This is a genomic window from Mesorhizobium sp. B4-1-4 (assembly GCF_006439395.2).
In the GTDB taxonomy this organism is placed as follows: domain Bacteria; phylum Pseudomonadota; class Alphaproteobacteria; order Rhizobiales; family Rhizobiaceae; genus Mesorhizobium.
In genome coordinates this window covers 4,423,603-4,441,700 of record NZ_CP083950.1, presented here as the reverse complement: position 1 = coordinate 4,441,700, position 18,098 = coordinate 4,423,603, and the positions used below count along the sequence as shown (strand labels likewise).

Below are 18,098 nucleotides of genomic sequence, written 5' to 3'. Positions count from 1 at the left end.
CTGACAGCAGTCTGTCAGGAGCATGGCAGGGCACAGAAGATGGTTCCCTTCGGCGCGTATCTCCAGGGCAAGCGTCGGTTTTCCCGGCGTCACGTCCGCCCGCAGCTGGTCTCGGCGGGCACTGATTGTTCACCAATGGAATGCCAATCGACGGGGCGTTGTTCATCGTCCGATGACGGACTGTCGGGATGGGCGGCCTTCCGCGATGGGACCCCAATGCTGATATGAAAGGGAGAAAATTCTTCCCACAAAACAGGGAGACGACCATGAGCCTGCAACTGACAGGAATCCACCATCTGACCGCCATCACCGCCAATGCGCCGGGCAATCTTCACTTCTACACGAAGGTGCTGGGCCTGCGGCTGGTCAAGAAGACGGTGAACCAGGACGATACCTCGGCCTACCACCTCTTCTATGCCGACGGCGAGGCAACGCCGGGCACCGACCTCACCTTCTTCGACTGGCCGGTTGGCCGCGAACGGCGCGGCACCCACAGCATCGCGCGGACCAGCCTCCGGGTCGGCGGCCGGGAGAGCCTTGGCTGGTGGAAGCAGCATCTGGCCGGCGAGGGCGTCGTGACAGGGGAGATTGCCGATATAGGCGGCTACCCGTCACTGGATTTCGAAGATCCCGAAGGCCAGCGTCTGCGGCTGGTCAGCGATGGCGGTAGCGGCGGCAGCCATCCCTGGGCGCAAAGCCCGGTACCGGCCGAGCATCAGATCCGCGGGCTCGGGCCGATCGTCATCAGCGTTCCCGACATCACCAACACCGAGGCGGTGCTGACCAAGGTGATGAACATGCGTGAAGTCCGCGACTATGCCTCGCCGGATGGCGAGGGCCAGGTCCACGTCTTCGAAATGGGCGCGGGCGGGCCGGCGGCGGAGCTTCATGTTGCCGTGCAGCCTGGACTGGCGCCAGCGCGGCAAGGCGCCGGTGCGGTCCATCATGTCGCCTTCAGAGCGCCGGACCAGGAGACGCTGCATCAGTGGACGGCCCGCCTGACCGAATTCCGTCTGCCGTCGAGCGGCGAGGTGGAGCGCTATTACTTCCGCTCGCTCTATTTTCGCGAGCCGAACGGCATGCTGTTCGAGATCGCCACGGACGGGCCGGGGTTCACCGCCGACGAGCCGCTGGAGACACTTGGCGAAAGCCTGGCGCTGCCGCCCTTCCTCGAAGCAAAACGCGCTTCGATCGAGGCCGGCCTCAAGCCGCTGAGGTAGATCTAGGTCGTTCCCTGAAAGATAACGCCGCGTTCCGGTTCGGATCGCGGCGCGTATTCATTCTCAGGAACGAAGAAGGCGCTTTGACAGCCGGCCGCGTTGCTGGTCAAAGGCGGCATGACGAAACTCCTCGCCCTTGTCATTGTCGGTTTCATGGTGATCCAGATCATCAAGCCACTCGGCTGGCCCGGGCTCAAGCGACGGAGCGATTTCTGGAAGCTGGCGGTTCTCGCGATGGCAGCGATCTCGCTGGCCGCCGTGCTTGGGCATTTAACATAGGCCCCCGCACTGTCCGTCGGTCTTCAGTCGCCAAGCACCGGGCCGACGAGATGTTCCGCCCAGGCCCGGTAGCCGGCTTCCGAGGCGTGAAAGCCGTCCGAGGCAAAGCCGGCTTCAGGATTGGTGATCGGCAGGCGAGGTGCCGGCACCGCGCCGCGCTCCAGGCAGAGGCGTTCGCCCATCCGGTTCATTGCGTTTGCGCGGATTTCCAGGATCTTGCCGAGCAGCGGCGGCATGGCCGGCGCTCGCGTGAACTCCAGCACCGGCGACCACACGACGCGCGCCTCCGGCCATTTGGCACGCAACGCATAGAGCAGGCCGCCGAACTCTTTCTTGAAGCGCGACACCGAGTGGTAATTCTTGGTGTCGTTGGTGCCGATGGCGAGCACGATATGCGTCCATGGCTCGGCCGACAGATTGGGCAGGACGTGGTCTCGGATCTGGCCTGACGTCGCCGAATTGAAGCCGGCGGCACGCCAGCGCACGGCGCCGCCGGTGCGCTGGGAGATCAGCACGGCGAGTTGCGCGGCAAGTCCGTTTTCGGAATTGCCGATGCCCACCGAAGCGGCCGAGGAGTCGCCCAGCACCAGCAGCGAAATTGCCGGCGCGCTGCCCGCTATCTCATGCATGACCGGGCCCTGCGCCGGCAGCATACGCGTGGTGCGGCGGCGCACGGCCAAGCCCTGCCAGACATAGACGGGGAAGGCGAGCCAGGTGAGAAGGGCCGGGAAGCGCATGGCGGAACCGTGGAACAATCTGCGGCAGGTCTAGCGCATGTTTCGGCGCAGGTGAACGATCTTCAGTCGCAGCAGCCCGGCGGTTCATCGTTCTGCGTCGGGTGACGGTCCTGATATTCGTCATGCAGGCGGACCCAGTCCATCAGGCCATGATAGGGGCCATTTTCGTTGCGCCCCTTCGGCGTCATGTCGAGATAGGCATAGGTGCCGATCAGCGCCTCGCCACCCCGGGCGCGCGACAGGAAGGTGAGAAAGGTGTCGCCATTCTCATCCCTGTAAAAGACGCTGGTGCCCGGAAGCTCCTTCGAGGTCCGGGGACGGGTCTCGAAATTGTAGGTGGTGTCGCCGGTGGCGATCTGCCGGTCGGTGAAGGAAACCTGCATGTCGAAATTGAAATCCGACGCATAGGAGGACACCCAGTCGAATTTCCAGCCCATGCGCTGCTTGTAGGTCCGCCAGGGGCGCGCGCGAGACCACGACGAGCGACACGTCGTGATGCCTGAGGTGCCGGTTTGCGCCATCGATATGGTCGGCCAGGAAAGAACAGCCCTCGCAATGATGGACGCAGCCCGGCCCGAACATGAAGTGGTAGACGATCAGCTGACTGTTGGCGCCAAACAGGTCGGCCAGCTTCTTCGGGCCTTGCTCGGTGTCGAAGACATAGTCCTTCCTGATCTTCAGCCACGGCAATTCACGCCGCTCGGCCGCGATGCGCTCGCGCAACCGCGTCAGTTCCTTCTCGCGGATCAAATGCGCCTTGTGTGCCTGGAACCAGTCTTCGCGTGAAACGACCTTGTTGCGATGCATGAACCTCTCCCTGTCTGCACCCCAAGGACGTTCGGGATGGGCGCAAACCGACATCGCCGCTAGTGACGCCTTGAGGAAATAGGAACGGGAGACCTTGGCCCAAGTCCGACAGTCACAAACAAAACCCGGGCACGTCGGCCCGGGTTCGCGGCAGGACGGACGAATTGCGATCAGGCGGCGCTTTCCAGCGTTGGCTTCCATTTTCCCAATGCCGCAAGATGGTTCATGTGGGCGCGATGGGTAAAGGCGGCCTGGCCGGCGGCGACGTTCGAGGCCTTGCCGCTCCATGCCTTCTGCGGCGCGGCCTGCAGCGCGCGGCCGTAGGAGAAGGTCAGCTTCCACGGATGCGGGCCGATGGCGTTGATGGCGTTGAGGTTGGCGGTCGCTTCCTCGTCCTCCTGACCGCCGGAGAGGAAGGCGATGCCCGGCACGGCGGCCGGCACCGTCTCACGGAAGAGTTTTATGGTCTTTTCGGCGACCTCCTCGGGGCTGTCCACCTTGCCCGACTTCTTGCCCGACAGCACCATGTTCGGCTTCAGGATCATGCCTTCGAGCACGACGCGCGCCGCGTAGAGCTCGTCATAGAGCTTCATCAGTGTGGCCTTCGAGACCTCGTAGCAGGTAGCGATGTCGTGGGCGCCGTCCATCAGCACTTCCGGCTCGACGATCGGCACGATGCCGGCTTCCTGGCACAGGGCGGCGTAGCGGGCGAGCGCGTGAGTGTTCGAGGCGATCGAATTGGCCGAAGGCACGCCCTTGGTGGTGTCGATGTCGATCACCGCGCGCCATTTGGCGAAGCGGGCGCCGAGCTTGTAATAGTCGGCAAGCCGCTCGCGCAGGCCGTCGAGGCCCTCGGTGATGGTGTCGCCGGGAAAGCCGGCGAGGGGTTTGGCTCCGGCATCGACCTTGATGCCGGGAATGGCGCCGGCCGCCTTGATGATATCGACCAGCGGCGTGCCGTCGGCCGCCTTCTGGCGGATGGTCTCGTCATAGAGGATGACGCCGGAGATGTACTTGGTCATCGCGTTGGAGGCGCGGAACATCATCTCGCGGTAATCGCGGCGGCTGTCGGCGGTCGATTCGACGCCGATGACATCGAAGCGCTTTTTGATGGTGCCAGAACTTTCATCGGCGGCCAGCAGGCCCTTGCCGTTGGCCACCATCGCGGCGGCAATGTCTTCGAGACGTTCGCTCATCATGCTTCTCCTGAAGGGGTTCGTTCCGCGCTTAATGGAAGTCTACCGCCAAAGGAATGGCATCGGAAAGCTCGAATCGATTGAAAGTCTCTGGCGCCCTCGTTTGCTCCGTGTTGATGCAAAATCCCGGACGAAAAACCGTCTCACACTTTCCTGGAATTGCTTACCGCTTCAACACGTCGACGCCGGGCAATGGCTTGCCTTCCATCCATTCCAGGAAGGCGCCGCCGGCGGTCGAGACATAGGTGAAGTCGTCGGCGACGCCGGCGTGGTTGAGGGCCGCCACCGTATCGCCGCCACCGGCGACGGAGACCAGCTTGCCGGCCTTGGTGCGCGCCGCCGCGTGCTTGGCCGCGGCCACCGTCGCGTGGTCGAAGGGCTCGATTTCGAAGGCGCCGAGCGGGCCGTTCCAGACCAGCGTGGCGGCGCGGTCGATCCATTCGCCGATCGTCGTCACCGTCTTGGCTCCGACATCCAGGATCATGCCGTCAGTCGGCACGTCCGAGATGGCGACGGTCTCGCAGGCGGCACCCGCCTTGAACTCCTTGGCGACGACGCCATCGACCGGGAGGATGATGGCGCAGCCTGCCTCGGCCGCCTCGATCATGATCTGTTTGGCGGTCGCGGCCAAATCATGCTCACACAGCGACTTGCCGACATCGGTGCCGCGCGCGGCGAGGAAGGTGTTGGCCATGCCGCCGCCGATGACCAGCGCGTCGACCTTCTTCACCAGGTTCATCAACAGATCGATCTTGGTTGAGACCTTGGCTCCGCCGACGATGGCGACGACCGGCCGGACCGGATTGCCCAGTCCCTTTTCCAGCGCCTCGAGCTCGGCCTGCATGGTGCGGCCGGCAAAGGCCGGCAACAGACGCGCCAGCCCTTCAGTGGAAGAGTGGGCGCGGTGGGCCGCCGAGAAGGCGTCGTTGACGAAGATATCGCCATTGGCGGCGAGCCGATCGGTGAAGGCGTGGTCGTTTTTCTCCTCGGCCTTATGGAAGCGGGTGTTTTCGAGCAGCAGCACGTCGCCCTTGTTCATGGCGGCAACGGCGCTGCCTGCCGTGTCGCCGACGCAATCGCCGGCGAAGCCCACGGGGCGCCCAAGCACTTCGGCCGTGGCTTTTGCAATCGGCTCCAGCGAGAATTCGGGCGAAGGGCCATCCTTGGGGCGGCCGAAATGGGCGAGCAGGATGACCTTGGCGCCTTTGCTGGACAGTTCGGCGATGGTCGGCGCAATACGCTCGATGCGCGTGGCGTCGGTGACCTTGCCGTCGGCGACGGGAACGTTAAGGTCGACGCGCACCAGCACGCGCTTACCGCTGATGTTGCCGATATCATCCAGTGTCTTGAAGGCAGCCATGCCGGTCCCTTTCCTAGGAAATCGCCGGGACCATACCCCGCATCGGCGGCGATGCAAGGCTTTGACAGGGCGGGGCGCGAAATTTTGAGGCGGGCGGGGACATAGTCCGTGAGGGCTGCCCCAGGCGGATGGAGTGATCGCCGTCGTCAGTTCCCGGTCGTCGCCTTTTCAACCGGTGGCTCGGCGTCGTCAGTCCGTGCCGGCGCTGCCTGCGTCTGCGCCGGCTTGCGCCAGTTGCGGATAAAGGCGCTCAAACGGTCGCCCATCTCGCCGGCGCTGAGGAAGACCGGCACCCGCGCCACCGGCGCGGTCGGCTCAAAGGAAAGGCCAAGGCCCGTGATCCTGCCCTTGTCGTCGACATCCCTGACGATCAGCTCGATTGGACCGAGCAGCACGCGGTCGGCATATTCGGCATGGCCGCCGAGCCGCGCGGTGACCAGCGCGCCGACGGTGAGCTTCTGCTCCGCCTCGGTCAGGCCTGGCGTGTAGGCGGCTTCCAGTTCGGCGGCGGAGCGCGCCGGGTCGACGGCGAAGGCGCCAAAGAAATCGGCATCCTCGGGATCGACCACGGCCCGGCTGGCGAACAGCTTGTCGAGCAGGCGAGGATAGCGGTCCGGCACGAAGATGTAGACCTGATCGCCGGCGGCCAACCGCCCCATGTCCTGGAAACGCATCGAGCGGCCGTCACGCAGGACCAGCGAGGGACGGGCCCAGCGCGGAATGCGTTCGCCGCGCGCCACCGGACTGCCTTGAGCCACGCGATAGGCGAGAAGCTCGTGATGGGCGGAACCGGGAAGCTCCAGTTCGACCTTGTCCAGCGGCCCGAGCCGCGCCGGCACGATAAGGCCGAGCCGGCGCGCCAACGGGCCAACGGTCCAGCCCTGGATAACCAGCGAAACCAGGACGATCATGAAGGCGGCGTTGAAGATGGTGCGGCCGTTCTCCAATCCACCGAGCAGCGGGGTGATGGCGAGCAGGATCGAGACGGCGCCGCGCAGGCCGACCCAGGAGACGAAGGCGACTTCGGGGCGCGGCAGGCGAAACGGGATCAAGCAGAGCCAGACCGCGACCGGTCTCGCCACAAACATCAGGAACAGGCCGAGCAGCACCGCCGGCACCATGATCGCCGGAAATTGCGAGGGCGTCGCGAACAGGCCGAGGATCAGAAACATGATGATCTGCGCCAGCCACGACATGCCGTCCTGGAAGCGCTTCAGGATGGTGACGGCGCGGATGTCGGAATTGCCTGATATGAGGCCGGCGAGATAGACCGCCAGGAAGCCCGAGCCGCCGATCGCGCCGGCGGCGGCGAAGACCATCAGCGACAGGGTCAGCACGAAGATCGGCAGCAGGCCATGGTCGAGATTGAGCCGGTCGACGAGGCGCACGATGGCAAGGCCGCCCAGCACGCCGACAATGGCGCCGAGGCCCATATTGATGACGAAGCCGAGGATCAGGTTGGTGACCAGGACATTGGCTTCAGGGTTCGCATGGGCGGCGATGATCTCGACCAGCGTGATGGTCAGGAAGATGGCGATCGGGTCATTGGTGCCGGACTCCACCTCGAGGGTGGAGCGCACGCGCTCGCGCAGATTGATCTCGCCGGCGCGCAGCAGGAAGAACACCGCCGCGGCGTCGGTCGAGGCGACGGCGGCGCCGAGCAGGAAGGATTCCAACCAGGAGAGGTTGAGCATGGAGTGGGCGGCGGCTCCGAACAGGCCCGTGGTCAGTACCACGCCGACCGTGGCCAATGACAGGGCCGGCCCCGCAGCCTGCCGCAAGGCGTTGAGCGGTGTGCCGAAGCCGGAATCGAACAGGATGATGGCCAGCGCCAGTGAGCCGGCAAAATAGGCGACACGGGCATTGTCGAATTCGATGCCGAGGCCGTCAGTTCCGGTGGCGAGCCCGATGCAGAGAAACAGAAGCAGGAGGGGAGCGCCGAAGCGGAAGGCGATCAGGCTCGAAAACGCGGCGGCGACAACCAGCGCCGTGCCGACCAGCGTGACGAGATAGATCGCGTGCTCCATCCGTGATTTGCCCCTCGAATTCCTCTGCTTTCTCGCTTTACGGGAGAGTGGGGCGAAGGCATGGCCAGTGCAAGGCGGCCGGATGGTTTTTTGCCCAATGCCGCTGATTTTCGACGGTTCTGGAGTTGTTGCTTCGGCAAACGAAAACGCCCGGCCGAAGCCGGGCGTTCTGATCTGTCGAGACTGGCTCGCGATCAGGCGATGGTCTTGCCGAAAGCGACGGCGGTATCGGACATGCGGTTGGAGAAGCCCCACTCGTTGTCGTACCACGACAGCACGGAGACGAAGTTGCCGTCCATGACCTTGGTCTGGTCGAGCGCCATGATCGAGGAATGCGGATCGTGGTTGAAGTCGACCGAGACGTTCGGATGATGGGTGACCGACAGCACACCCTTCAGCTTGCCGTTCGAGGCGGCGATGACCGCGTCGTTGATTTCCTGCACCGTGGTCGGTCGCTTGGCGATGAACTTGAAGTCGACGACCGAGACGTTCGGGGTCGGCACGCGGATCGAGATACCGTCGAGCTTGCCCTTGAGGTCGGGGAGCACAAGGCCGATCGCCTTGGCGGCGCCGGTCGAGGTCGGGATCTGCGAAAGGGCCGCGGCGCGGGCGCGGTAGAGATCCTTGTGCATAGTGTCCAGCGTCGGCTGATCGCCGGTGTAGGAGTGGATCGTCGTCATCATGCCCTTTTCGATGCCGACCGTCTCGTGCAGCACGGCCGCCAGCGGCGCAAGGCAGTTGGTGGTGCAGGACGCGTTCGAGATGACGATATGGTCCTTGGTCAGCTTGTCGTGGTTGATGCCGTAGACGACGGTGAGGTCGGCACCTTCTGCGGGAGCCGAAACGAGGACGCGCTTGGCGCCGGCGGTCAGGTGCGCGGCGGCCTTGTCGCGGGCGGTGAAGATACCGGTGCATTCGAGCGCGACGTCGACGCCCAGTTCCTTCCACGGCAGCTGCGTCGGATCCTTGATCGCGGTGACCTTGAACTTTTCCTTGCCGACCGTGATCTGGTCGCCGGAAACGGACACTTCATGGGGAAAGCGGCCATGCACGCTGTCAAAGCGCAGCAGGTGCGCATTGGTCTCGACCGGACCAAGATCATTGACGGCGACGACCTCGATGTCCTTGCGGCCGGATTCATGGATGGCGCGCAGGATGTTGCGGCCGATGCGGCCGAATCCGTTGATGGCAACTCTGACAGTCATTTTTCTCTCCCGGGGAGCTGGAGGGCGGACAATTGGTCCGCAGCTTCATAGCGGCGGACGGACAAAGAATCCAGCCGCAGTGGCATGGATTTAAATCGATTTAGTCGATCCAGACCCGCGAAGTCGCCTCAGGCGACCTCGCGGTGGGACCAGGCCTTATTTGCCGTGCAGGCGAGCTTCGGCTGCCTTGGCGGCCGCCTCGGCGGTGATGCCGAAATGCGGATAGAGCTGTTCGATGGTGCCCGAGGCGCCGAAGCCGGTCATGCCGACGAAGATGCCGTCCGAGCCGATGAAATGATCCCAGCCCTGGCGGATACCGGCTTCGATCGCCATTTTGATCGGCGCGTCGCCGATCGTCTTCTTGCGGTAATCGTCGCTCTGCTTGTCGAACAGTTCAAAGCAAGGCACCGAGACGACGCGGGTCGGATGACCGTGCTTTTCCAAGAGGTCGCGGGCGCCAAGCGCGATCTCGACCTCGGAGCCGGTGGCGAAGATGGTCACCGCGGCTTCACCGCTGGCGGCGGCCAGTTCGTAAGCGCCCTGGCCGCTCAGGTTCTTTTCGGTGAACTCGGTGCGCACCGTAGGCAGGTTCTGCCGGGTCAGCGCCAGCGTTGACGGCGTCTTTTCCGATTCAAGGGCGATCTGCCAGCACTCGGCGGCTTCCACCGCGTCGGCCGGACGGAAGACGTTGTGGTTAGGAATGGCACGCAATGCCGCCAGATGCTCGACCGGCTGGTGGGTCGGACCGTCTTCGCCCAGACCGATGGAATCATGGGTCATGACGAAGATCGAGCGGATGCCCATCAATGAGGAAAGCCGCATCGCGGGGCGGGCGTAGTCCGAGAAGCAGAGGAACGTGCCGCCATAGGCGATAAGGCCGCCATGCAGCGTCAGGCCATTGATCGCGGCGGCCATGCCGTGCTCGCGGATGCCGTAGTGGACATAGCGCTGGCCATAGTCATCAGGCGTGATGTTCTTGGTCTGGCTCGTCTTGGTGTTGTTCGAGCCGGTCAGGTCGGCCGAGCCGCCGATGGTTTCGGGCACGGCACCGTTGATGACCTCCAGCGCCATTTCCGACGATTTGCGGGTAGCGACCTTGGGCTTGTCGACGGACAGCTTCTTCTTGTAGTCGGCGATGACGGCGTCGAAGTTGGACGGCAGTTTGCCGGCGAGACGGCGCTCGAACTCGGCCTTCAGCTTGGCGTCGGCCTTGGCAAGGCGGCCTTCCCAGTCGGTGCGGGCCTTGACGCCAGCCTTGCCGGCGGTGCGCCAGGCGTCGAGGATGTCGGCCGGGATTTCGAAGGGCGGCGAGTCCCAGTTGAAGAACTTGCGGGCGCCGGCGATCTCATCGGCGCCGAGCGGCGAGCCGTGCGCCTTGTTGGTGCCGGCCTTGGTCGGCGCGCCGAAGCCGATGGTCGTCTTGCAGGCGATCATCGTCGGCTTGTCGGAATGGCGGGCGGCTTCGATGGCATAGGCGATCGCTTCCGGATCCGTACCGTCGATATGGCTGGCGTTCCAGCCCGAGGCCTGGAAGCGGGCGACCTGGTCGGTGTTGTCGGCCAGCGATACCGGACCGTCGATCGAGATGTTGTTGTTGTCCCAGAAAACGATCAGCTTGTTGAGCTTGAGGTGCCCGGCAAGCGCGATGGCTTCCTGGCTAACGCCTTCCATCAGGCAGCCGTCGCCGGCCAGCACATAGGTGTAGTGGTCGACGAGGTCGTTGCCGAAGGCGGCATTCATGATGCGCTCGCCGAGCGCGAAGCCGACCGAATTGGCGAGGCCCTGGCCGAGCGGGCCGGTTGTGGTTTCAATGCCGGTGGCGTGACCGTATTCGGGATGGCCGGCGGTCTTGGAGCCCAACTGGCGGAAATGCTTGATCTGGTCGATGGTCATGTCTTCGTAGCCGGTCAGGTGCAGCAGCGAATAGAGCAGCATCGAGCCATGGCCAGCCGACAGGATGAAGCGGTCGCGGTCGGGCCAGTGCGGGGCCTTGGGGTCATATTTCAGGAAGCGGGTGAACAGTACCGTGGCGATGTCGGCGCAGCCCATGGGCAGGCCGGGATGCCCGGAATTCGCCTTTTCGACGGCGTCCATGGAGAGAAAACGGATCGCATTGGCCATCCGGTCATGTTGTTCACGCGACGTCATGGTTCCTCCGGGGTGAGGGTTTGGGGCTTGGGAGAGCCCTTGAAAAGGGTGCGCGACACATAGCAGGCGCGGGTTTTTAGTCAACAAATCGGGTGCACATTTGCCGGTCTTGTGATGCCGGCGGCGAGCCTACATTAGCGTTAGCAGGGGACAGTCGCGAGAGCTTTGTTGACGTCGCCTTCACCCGGTGCCTAATGTTTCGGGGATAACGCGTTCTGAACGCGAACGATTCGGTGATGGGCAGGGCACAGGACGAAGGCCATGACCGGGGAAACCACGCTCAAGGAAGTGATCGCAAGGCTGGGCAAGGCCATTGAAGGGCTGGAAAATGCCGTCGCGGCCAAGCTGGAGCATGAACGCGACTATTCGGAAGCCGAGGCCGAGGTGCAGCGGATGAATGCCGACCGCTCGCGGCTGGCGCAGGAACTCGACAATTCCGAAGCGCGCGCCGAACGGCTGGAAGATGCCAACAAGGAAGTATCGCGACGGCTGGTGACCGCCATGGAAACCATCCGCGCCGTGTTGGACAGATAGGAGCTGGCCCATGGCACAGGTCACGGTTTCAATCGACGGCAAGCAGTATCGGATGGCCTGCGACGAGGGCCAGGAAGAGCATCTGATCGACCTTGCCGAGCGCTTCGACCGATATGTCTCGCATCTGAAGGATTCTTTTGGCGAGATCGGCGACCAGCGCCTGACCGTGATGGCCGGGATCATGGTGATGGACGAGCTTTCGGAACTGCAGAAACGCGTCAAGGGCATGGAAAGCGAAGTGCTGACCTTGCGCAAGACCCGCGACGAGGCGCTGACCAAGGCTGACAGGAACGACAGCGTGCTGACCAACGCGCTTGGCGCGCTGGCGCAGCGCATGGAAGATCTGACGGTGACGCTTGCGATCAACAAGGCCTGATCGCTCTTCCAGTCGGACCCCTCTGGGCGTTATGGGTTCAGCGGATATCTGAAAACTCCTGCCGTCCCTGCCATGAAGGACGGAAATTTCGCCGCCAGCGCTGCCGCTGGGGGCTTTAAGCATTTTGTAGGTCGCTGCCGAGGGTGCTAGAAAGGGTGCCGAGCCGCGGCATTGGGTTGGCGGCATTTGTCACAAGGTAGGGATAAGCCATGAGCCTTCGTATCAACGACATTGCACCGGATTTCACCGCGGAGACGACGCAAGGGACCATCAAGTTCCATGACTGGATCGGCGACGGCTGGGCGATCCTGTTCAGCCATCCAAAGAATTTCACGCCAGTCTGCACGACCGAGCTTGGCACGATGGCGGGGCTCGAAGGCGAGTTCAAGAAGCGCAATGTCAAGATCATCGGCATTTCGGTCGATCCGGTCGCGAGCCACGAAAAATGGCAGGCCGACATCAGGACGGCGACCGGCCATTCGGTTCACTATCCGCTGATCGGCGACAAGGACCTCAAGGTCGCCAAGCTCTACGACATGCTGCCGGCAGGCGCTGGCGAGACCTCGGAAGGCCGCACGCCCGCCGACAATGCCACCGTGCGCTCGGTCTATGTCATCGGGCCGGACAAGAAGATCAAGCTGGTGCTGACCTATCCGATGACCACGGGCCGCAACTTCGACGAGATTCTGCGCGCGGTCGATTCCATGCAATTGACCGCCAAGCATCAGGTGGCGACGCCGGCGAACTGGAAGCAAGGCGAGGACGTCATCATCACCGCCGCTGTTTCCAACGAGGACGCGATCAAGCGCTTCGGCGCCTACGAGACCGTCCTGCCCTATCTCAGGAAGACCAAGCAGCCGTCCGCCTGAAACAGCAACGGTTTTTGCCTTTTCCTTCCTCCCGGGCCAAGTCATGCTTGACTGGCCCGCTTGGGTGGACAACCATGCCTCTGCCGGGGTTCGGCGGAGAAAATCGTTCCGGCCGGTAATGGGTTGGGGAAGCTCGCTTTGGACGTGGCTTTGGCAAGACCGCAGGTCAGGGGTTTCTATGACAAGCCGACAGGGGCCGTCCAGTATGTCGTCGCCGATCCGGCGACGAGGCGGTGCGCCATCATCGACCCGATTCTCGATTTCGATGAGAGATCCGGCGCAACGGCGACAAGGAGCGCCGACGCGGTGCTCGATTTTGTCAGGGAAAACGGGCTGGAGCTCGAGTGGATCCTCGACACCCACCCGCATGCCGACCATTTCTCGGCCGCGCATTATCTGAGCGAGAAGACAGGAGCGCCGATGGCGATCGGCGACAGGATCGTCGACGTCCAGGCACTGTGGAAAGTGATCTACAACTGGCCGGATTTTCTGGCCGACGGCTCGCAGTGGGACAGGCTGTTCAGGCAAGGCGAGATCTTCCAGGTCGGGACCATCCCGGTCAAGGTGCTGTTCTCGCCCGGACACACACTGGCCTCGATCACCTATGTGATCGGTGACGCCGCCTTCGTGCATGACACGCTGTTCATGCCCGACAGCGGCACGGCGCGGGCGGACTTTCCCGGCGGCAGTGCCGCGCGGCTGTGGCGCTCGATCCAGGAGATCCTGGCGCTGCCCGACGAGACGCGCGTGTTCGTTGGCCACGATTATCAGACCGGTGGCCGCGAGCCCCGGTGGGAAAGTACGGTCGCCGCGCAGAAGGCCAGCAACATCCATCTCGGTGCTGCACACAGCGAGGCCGAGTTCGTCGCCCTGCGCGAGGCGCGCGACCGGACATTGCCGATGCCGCGGCTGATCCTGCATGCCTTGCAGATCAACATGAATGGCGGGCGCCTGCCGGAACCGGAAACCAACGGAAGGCGGTATCTGAAGTTTCCCTTGGATGGGCTGTAGGCAGTGCTACTGCCGGCACTCGAGGCTCTAAGGCAGATGCCGTCAGTGAAACTGCTGATCTGCCCGCAAGGGGGGATCAACTGTCGCCTCGTTTTTGCCAACCACCCGAACACAAAAAAGCGGCGCCAGTTTCCTGACGCCGCTCAGACTGCTGACGAACCCCGTCGATTTTCGGCGGGGTTTTGTTTTGCGCGTTGATTGAGCTTTGTAAATTGGTGTCAGGAGAAGATGTCAGGAGGCTGGCGCTGCGCATCTGGCCTCAGGCGGGTGCTGGTTTTGGGCTTGGCCAGAGGCTGATTGCGATCTTTTTCATGTTCTGGGCGGCGGCGGCGATCAGGCACTGGCAGGCGACGCGGGTTCGCCCTCGGAAGCGGGCATAGCGGTGGCCGAAGAGCTGCTTGGCGTCGGCGAAAGACCGCTCGACCGTCTCCTTGCGGCGCCGGTAGATGGCCTTGCCCCATGCGGTCGAGCGATTGGCGTCGACCCGCTCGCGGGCGTCCTGCCAGACATGGCGCGTGATGGTGCGTTCGGCCTTGGCGTTTGAGGTGCAGGAGGCCAACAGCGCGACAGTCGCGGCAGATCGCCGGATCGCTCCTGTAATGCCGGTAGCCGCTGCGGTCGGTTGTGGCATAGGCAAGCAACTGGCCCTGCGGGCAACGATAGCCGTCCGCATCCGGCTCATAGACGAAGGCGCTCTTCCTCATCATGCCGGGCTTGGGCGGGGTCGGGTTGCGATAGCCGGTGACGCCCCTGATCGTCCTGTCCTCCAGCCCCTTGGCGATGCCCGGCGTGGCGTAGCCGGCATCCAGCCCCGCAGCCGCCACATTGAAGCCGAAGCGCTCCACCTGGCGGTCGAGCCGGCCGAGATAGACGATCGAGTCATGCACGTTGGCCGGCGTGGCGAACGTGTCGGTGATGATGCCGCAACGGCCATCCACCGTGCGGTGATCGAGATAGAAGAAGCCCTTCGGCTTGCCCTCGCGCACCATGTAGCCGGCCTCCGGATCGGCACGGCTGACCTTGGTCTGCTTCTCGGGCGGCTTGCGCTGCTTCTGCTTCTGCTTCAGCGGCTTTTGGCCATGCAGCGCCCGCTCCACCTCGATGGCGCGGTCGAGTTCGCTCCAGTAGTCGGCCCGCGACTTGGCGACCAGGGCAAGGTCGTATTTGCCCTTGTTGGCGTTGGCCTTCAGATGCGTGCTGTCGGTGTAGAGCACCGTCCCGTCCACCAGCCCCGCCCGGATCGCCTGCTCGACGATGCGGTCGAAGATCGCCTGCGCGATCGTCTCGTCCTGGTAGCGCCGGCGCCGGTTCTGCGACAGCGTCGAGGCGTCGAACACCTTGTCCGTCAGCTTCAGCCGCAAAAACCAGCGGTAGGCGACATTGACCTCGATCTCGCGCACCAGCTGCCGCTCCGAGCGCACGCCGAACAGGTAGCCGATGAACAGCGCCTTGAACATCAAGGTCGGATCGAGCGGCGGTCGGCCATTGTCGGCGCAGTAGAGCGGCGCTGTCAGATCGTGGATGAAGAAAAAAGTCGATCGCGCGATCGATCTTGCGCAACAGGTGGTCAGCCGGAACCAGCTGATCCAACGTCACCATCTCGAGCGCGGTCTGTTCAGGGGCGGGTCGCTTCAACATGACCCAGTGAATCAAAAACCCCCGGCAAATGCCAGGGGTTTGTCAGCAGTCTGAGCGGCGCCAGTTTCCTGACGCCGCTTTTGTTTCTAACCGAACCCGACGTTAAGCCGCCGGCTGCGCCTCGATGGTGCGCAGCGCCTGGGTCTGGCGCTTGGCGGCGGCTTTGACCGCGTCCTGCACCTTCTCGAAGGCGCGCACCTCTATCTGGCGCACGCGCTCGCGGCTGATGTCGAACTCGGCCGACAGCTCTTCCAGGGTCAGCGGCTCCTCGGCGAGGCGACGGGCCTCGAAAATGCGCCGCTCGCGATCGTTGAGCACGGCAAGAGCGCCCGACAGCATGCCGCGCCGGTTCTCCAACTCGTCCTGCTCGATCAGCATCTCTTCCTGGCTTTCGTGGTCATCAACCAGCCAGTCCTGCCATTCGCCGGACTCGCCTTCCGTCGCGCGGATCGGCGCGTTGAGCGAGGCGTCGCCCGACAGGCGGCGGTTCATCGACACGACTTCGGCTTCGGAAACGTTCAGCCGCGTGGCGATCTCGGCAATCTGGTCGGGCTTGAGGTCGCCGTCGTCCAGCGCCTGGATCTTGCCCTTCACCTTGCGCAGGTTGAAGAACAGACGCTTCTGGTTGGCGGTCGTGCCCATCTTGACCAGGCTCCACGAGCGCAGGATGTATTCCTGGATCGAGGCCTTGATCCACCACATGGCATAGGTCGCGAGGCGGAAGCCACGCTCGGGTTCGAATTTCTTGACGGCCTGCATCAGGCCGACATTGCCTTCCGAGATCACTTCGCCGATCGGCAGGCCGTAGCCGCGATAGCCCATGGCGATCTTGGCGACGAGCCTCAGATGGCTGGTGACGAGCTTGTGCGCGGCGGACGTGTCTTCATGCTCGGCATAGCGCTTGGCGAGCATGTACTCCTCTTGCGGCTGAAGCATGGGAAAGCGACGGATTTCTTCCAGGTAGCGGCTGAGACCGCCTTCACCGGAAACGATACTGGGTAATGACTGGGCCATGATAGCGCCCCCTCTCTATTGGAGTAATGCCCCCGAAACGCGGCGAGCATGTGACGCGAGCACCATAAGGCTCGCCCGCGACATCGGATGTATACAGGAACAAAACCAGAAAGGACAGCATTTGTTCAACACGAAACAGTGTGTCACGCTCAAGTGAACAATGCCAGTCAGGTTTTTTGATGGCTGGTTTCGAGCTTGTTGATGGCAGGTTCAGAGATCGCGGAAGCCGCCGACGAGTTTCTCCATGTCCTCCGGCATCGGCGCCTCGAACCTCATCGTTAGATGGGTATCGGGATGGCGAAATGCAAGGAGCCAGGCATGCAAAGCCTGCCGGGAAAATGACTTGACCTGACTTTTCAGCGGTTCCGGCAGCCGATTGGCCTTGGTGCGGAAGGCCTGGCCATAGTCGGGGTCGCCAACCACGGGATGGCCGATATGGGCCATGTGGACGCGGATCTGGTGGGTGCGGCCGGTTTCCAGCCGGCATTCGACAAGGCTCGCGGTGGCGAATTCCCGCTGGTTTTCGCCGAAGCGCTCCTGCACGGCGAAGTGGGTGACGGCATGGCGTGCGTCGTCGCGCCCTTCCGGCACCACGGCGCGACGCACCCGGTCGGCGGCCCGGCCGAGCGGTGCATCGACCGTTCCGGTCGGCCTTTGCGGTATGCCCCACACCAAAGCCAGATAGGCGCGTTCGAGATCACCGGTTCGGCCGTGATCGGCGAAGGCTTCGGACAGGGCCTTGTGGGCGCGGTCGGTCTTGGCCACCACCATGACGCCGCTGGTTTCCTTGTCGAGGCGATGGACAATGCCGGGCCGACGCACGCCGCCAATGCCCGACAGGCTGTCGCCGCAGTGATGGATCAGCGCATTGACCAGCGTGCCGGTCCAGTTGCCGGCGCCGGGATGCACGACGAGCCCCGCCGGCTTGTTGACGACGATCAGCGCATCGTCCTCGTAGAGCACATCGAGCGCGATGTTTTCACCCCGTGGCGAGGCCGGCTTCGGTTCCGGCATGGCGACCGATACGCTTTCGCCTGGTGTCATCTTGCGCTTGGTCTCGTCGACCGGCCTGTCGTCGATCATCACCGCGCCCTGCCGGATCAGCATCTGCACGCGGCTGCGCGACATGTCCGGACCAAGCCGGGCGGCCAGCCATTGATCCAGGCGCTGGCCGGCCGCATCCGCGCCCGCCACAAGCACGGTCGGCGCGGCCGCCATGAATTGGTCCTCTATTAATTCAGGGGCCTCTTCGTTATGAGCGCTCATCGAAAAAGTTCCGGAACTGTTTGCCATGGTCAGGCCAATCGCCGACGAAGATCACGAAAAGCCGCTCGACCCTGAAGTCGAAAAGGTTCGCAGGAAACTCATCCGTTTCGTCGGGATCAATCTCGGCCTGCTGTTTCTTGCCCTTATGGTGGTGATCGGAGCCCTTGTCTACAAAGCGCGCAACACGCCGCCGGCGAGCCCGTCGCTGGCCGGCGACGTCCAGGCACCCGCGGGCGAGCCGATCAGCGCCGACATCGTGCTGCCGGTCGGCGCCAAGGTGGTCAGCCAGTCGCTGTCCGGCAATCGCGTCTCGATCGATGCCGAACTTGCCGACGGCGGCCGCACGATCTTCGTCTACGACACGGCGGAGCGCCGCCTGATCGGCCGTTTTGCAATTCGCAACAAATAGGC

16 protein-coding genes and 2 pseudogenes are annotated in these 18,098 nt (G+C 63.6%); 7 read left to right on the top strand and 11 right to left on the bottom strand.

Features of this window, described 5'->3' with window-relative positions; translation table 11 throughout:
• The first annotated feature begins 266 nt into the window (after positions 1-266).
• Both FJW03_RS21305 and FJW03_RS21300 read left to right on the top strand, forming a co-directional pair.
• Entirely contained in the window at positions 267-1,220 is a 954-nt protein-coding gene (locus FJW03_RS21305) for a ring-cleaving dioxygenase (RefSeq protein ID WP_140760855.1), read from the top strand.
• A gap of 117 nt (positions 1,221-1,337) precedes the next feature.
• Positions 1,338-1,499: a hypothetical protein gene (locus FJW03_RS21300; RefSeq protein WP_140699566.1), complete on the top strand. Its 162-nt coding sequence runs from the start codon at positions 1,338-1,340 to the stop codon at positions 1,497-1,499.
• Positions 1,500-1,522: 23 nt separating this feature from the next.
• Here FJW03_RS21300 and FJW03_RS21295 read toward each other — a convergent pair whose 3' ends face one another.
• The 7 genes and pseudogenes from FJW03_RS21295 to tkt form a co-directional block, all read right to left on the bottom strand.
• Positions 1,523-2,236 carry an SGNH/GDSL hydrolase family protein gene (locus tag FJW03_RS21295; protein ID WP_140760852.1) on the bottom strand — a complete coding sequence of 238 codons (714 nt, stop codon included), beginning with the start codon at positions 2,234-2,236 and terminating at the stop codon, positions 1,523-1,525.
• Between the two features lie 62 nt (positions 2,237-2,298).
• Positions 2,299-3,043, bottom strand: a pseudogene (locus FJW03_RS21290) (DUF899 domain-containing protein).
• Positions 3,044-3,213: 170 nt separating this feature from the next.
• Entirely contained in the window at positions 3,214-4,239 is a 1,026-nt protein-coding gene (locus FJW03_RS21285) for a class I fructose-bisphosphate aldolase (RefSeq protein ID WP_140760850.1), read from the bottom strand.
• 163 nt (positions 4,240-4,402) lie between these two features.
• Complete coding sequence (locus FJW03_RS21280; RefSeq protein ID WP_140760848.1) at positions 4,403-5,599, bottom strand: phosphoglycerate kinase; 1,197 nt, start codon at positions 5,597-5,599, stop codon at positions 4,403-4,405.
• Between the two features lie 146 nt (positions 5,600-5,745).
• Positions 5,746-7,626 carry a potassium/proton antiporter gene (locus FJW03_RS21275; RefSeq protein WP_140699552.1) on the bottom strand — a complete coding sequence of 627 codons (1,881 nt, stop codon included), beginning with the start codon at positions 7,624-7,626 and terminating at the stop codon, positions 5,746-5,748.
• Positions 7,627-7,820: 194 nt separating this feature from the next.
• Positions 7,821-8,831, bottom strand: coding sequence for a type I glyceraldehyde-3-phosphate dehydrogenase (gene gap / locus FJW03_RS21270; protein WP_140760846.1), 1,011 nt, complete (start codon positions 8,829-8,831; stop codon positions 7,821-7,823).
• Between the two features lie 156 nt (positions 8,832-8,987).
• On the bottom strand, positions 8,988-10,979 hold the full coding sequence (gene tkt, locus FJW03_RS21265; RefSeq protein WP_140760844.1) for a transketolase: 1,992 nt from the start codon (positions 10,977-10,979) through the stop codon (positions 8,988-8,990).
• A 261-nt stretch (positions 10,980-11,240) separates the two neighbouring features.
• Between tkt and FJW03_RS21260 the strand changes: the two genes are divergently transcribed.
• The 4 genes from FJW03_RS21260 (at position 11,241) to FJW03_RS21245 (ending at position 13,769) form a co-directional block, all read left to right on the top strand.
• Positions 11,241-11,513 carry a DUF4164 domain-containing protein gene (locus tag FJW03_RS21260; RefSeq protein WP_006200774.1) on the top strand — a complete coding sequence of 91 codons (273 nt, stop codon included), beginning with the start codon at positions 11,241-11,243 and terminating at the stop codon, positions 11,511-11,513.
• A 10-nt stretch (positions 11,514-11,523) separates the two neighbouring features.
• The gene (locus FJW03_RS21255) at positions 11,524-11,889 is read left to right on the top strand and encodes a cell division protein ZapA (RefSeq protein ID WP_140608902.1); all 366 of its coding nucleotides are present in this window, start codon (positions 11,524-11,526) and stop codon (positions 11,887-11,889) included.
• Between the two features lie 209 nt (positions 11,890-12,098).
• Positions 12,099-12,758, top strand: coding sequence for a peroxiredoxin (locus FJW03_RS21250; protein ID WP_140760842.1), 660 nt, complete (start codon positions 12,099-12,101; stop codon positions 12,756-12,758).
• Positions 12,759-12,908: 150 nt separating this feature from the next.
• Positions 12,909-13,769 carry an MBL fold metallo-hydrolase gene (locus tag FJW03_RS21245; RefSeq protein ID WP_226890425.1) on the top strand — a complete coding sequence of 287 codons (861 nt, stop codon included), beginning with the start codon at positions 12,909-12,911 and terminating at the stop codon, positions 13,767-13,769.
• A 76-nt stretch (positions 13,770-13,845) separates the two neighbouring features.
• On the opposite strand, the gene FJW03_RS21240 is transcribed toward FJW03_RS21245, so the two are convergent.
• From FJW03_RS21240 to FJW03_RS21225, 4 genes and pseudogenes are all read right to left on the bottom strand, one after another.
• The gene (locus FJW03_RS21240; protein ID WP_226890424.1) at positions 13,846-14,022 is read right to left on the bottom strand and encodes a hypothetical protein; all 177 of its coding nucleotides are present in this window, start codon (positions 14,020-14,022) and stop codon (positions 13,846-13,848) included.
• A 6-nt stretch (positions 14,023-14,028) separates the two neighbouring features.
• Positions 14,029-15,407 (bottom strand): annotated as a pseudogene (locus tag FJW03_RS21235) (IS1182 family transposase).
• Between the two features lie 102 nt (positions 15,408-15,509).
• Positions 15,510-16,421 (bottom strand): RNA polymerase sigma factor RpoH, encoded by a 912-nt coding sequence (gene rpoH, locus FJW03_RS21230; RefSeq protein WP_027053961.1) that lies wholly within the window; start codon positions 16,419-16,421, stop codon positions 15,510-15,512.
• A 210-nt stretch (positions 16,422-16,631) separates the two neighbouring features.
• Positions 16,632-17,687: an RluA family pseudouridine synthase gene (locus FJW03_RS21225; protein ID WP_140608896.1), complete on the bottom strand. Its 1,056-nt coding sequence runs from the start codon at positions 17,685-17,687 to the stop codon at positions 16,632-16,634.
• 25 nt (positions 17,688-17,712) lie between these two features.
• On the opposite strand from FJW03_RS21225, the gene FJW03_RS21220 reads away from it, so the two are divergent.
• A complete protein-coding gene (locus FJW03_RS21220) occupies positions 17,713-18,096 on the top strand; it encodes a fimbrial protein (RefSeq protein WP_140608894.1) in 384 nt (127 codons plus the stop codon).
• Positions 18,097-18,098: the final 2 nt, after the last annotated feature.

What these genes read in the sequence shown, in the direction of transcription:
- FJW03_RS21305 (WP_140760855.1), top strand. Translation starts at nt 267, where the DNA reads ATGAGCCTGCAACTGACAGGAATCCACCATCTGACCGCCATCACCGCC.
- FJW03_RS21300 (WP_140699566.1), top strand. Translation starts at nt 1,338, where the DNA reads ATGACGAAACTCCTCGCCCTTGTCATTGTCGGTTTCATGGTGATCCAG.
- FJW03_RS21295 (WP_140760852.1), bottom strand. Translation starts at nt 2,236, where the DNA reads ATGCGCTTCCCGGCCCTTCTCACCTGGCTCGCCTTCCCCGTCTATGTC.
- FJW03_RS21285 (WP_140760850.1), bottom strand. Translation starts at nt 4,239, where the DNA reads ATGAGCGAACGTCTCGAAGACATTGCCGCCGCGATGGTGGCCAACGGC.
- FJW03_RS21280 (WP_140760848.1), bottom strand. Translation starts at nt 5,599, where the DNA reads ATGGCTGCCTTCAAGACACTGGATGATATCGGCAACATCAGCGGTAAG.
- FJW03_RS21275 (WP_140699552.1), bottom strand. Translation starts at nt 7,626, where the DNA reads ATGGAGCACGCGATCTATCTCGTCACGCTGGTCGGCACGGCGCTGGTT.
- gap (WP_140760846.1), bottom strand. Translation starts at nt 8,831, where the DNA reads ATGACTGTCAGAGTTGCCATCAACGGATTCGGCCGCATCGGCCGCAAC.
- tkt (WP_140760844.1), bottom strand. Translation starts at nt 10,979, where the DNA reads ATGACGTCGCGTGAACAACATGACCGGATGGCCAATGCGATCCGTTTT.
- FJW03_RS21260 (WP_006200774.1), top strand. Translation starts at nt 11,241, where the DNA reads ATGACCGGGGAAACCACGCTCAAGGAAGTGATCGCAAGGCTGGGCAAG.
- FJW03_RS21255 (WP_140608902.1), top strand. Translation starts at nt 11,524, where the DNA reads ATGGCACAGGTCACGGTTTCAATCGACGGCAAGCAGTATCGGATGGCC.
- FJW03_RS21250 (WP_140760842.1), top strand. Translation starts at nt 12,099, where the DNA reads ATGAGCCTTCGTATCAACGACATTGCACCGGATTTCACCGCGGAGACG.
- FJW03_RS21240 (WP_226890424.1), bottom strand. Translation starts at nt 14,022, where the DNA reads ATGCGCAGCGCCAGCCTCCTGACATCTTCTCCTGACACCAATTTACAA.
- rpoH (WP_027053961.1), bottom strand. Translation starts at nt 16,421, where the DNA reads ATGGCCCAGTCATTACCCAGTATCGTTTCCGGTGAAGGCGGTCTCAGC.
- FJW03_RS21225 (WP_140608896.1), bottom strand. Translation starts at nt 17,687, where the DNA reads ATGAGCGCTCATAACGAAGAGGCCCCTGAATTAATAGAGGACCAATTC.
- FJW03_RS21220 (WP_140608894.1), top strand. Translation starts at nt 17,713, where the DNA reads ATGGTCAGGCCAATCGCCGACGAAGATCACGAAAAGCCGCTCGACCCT.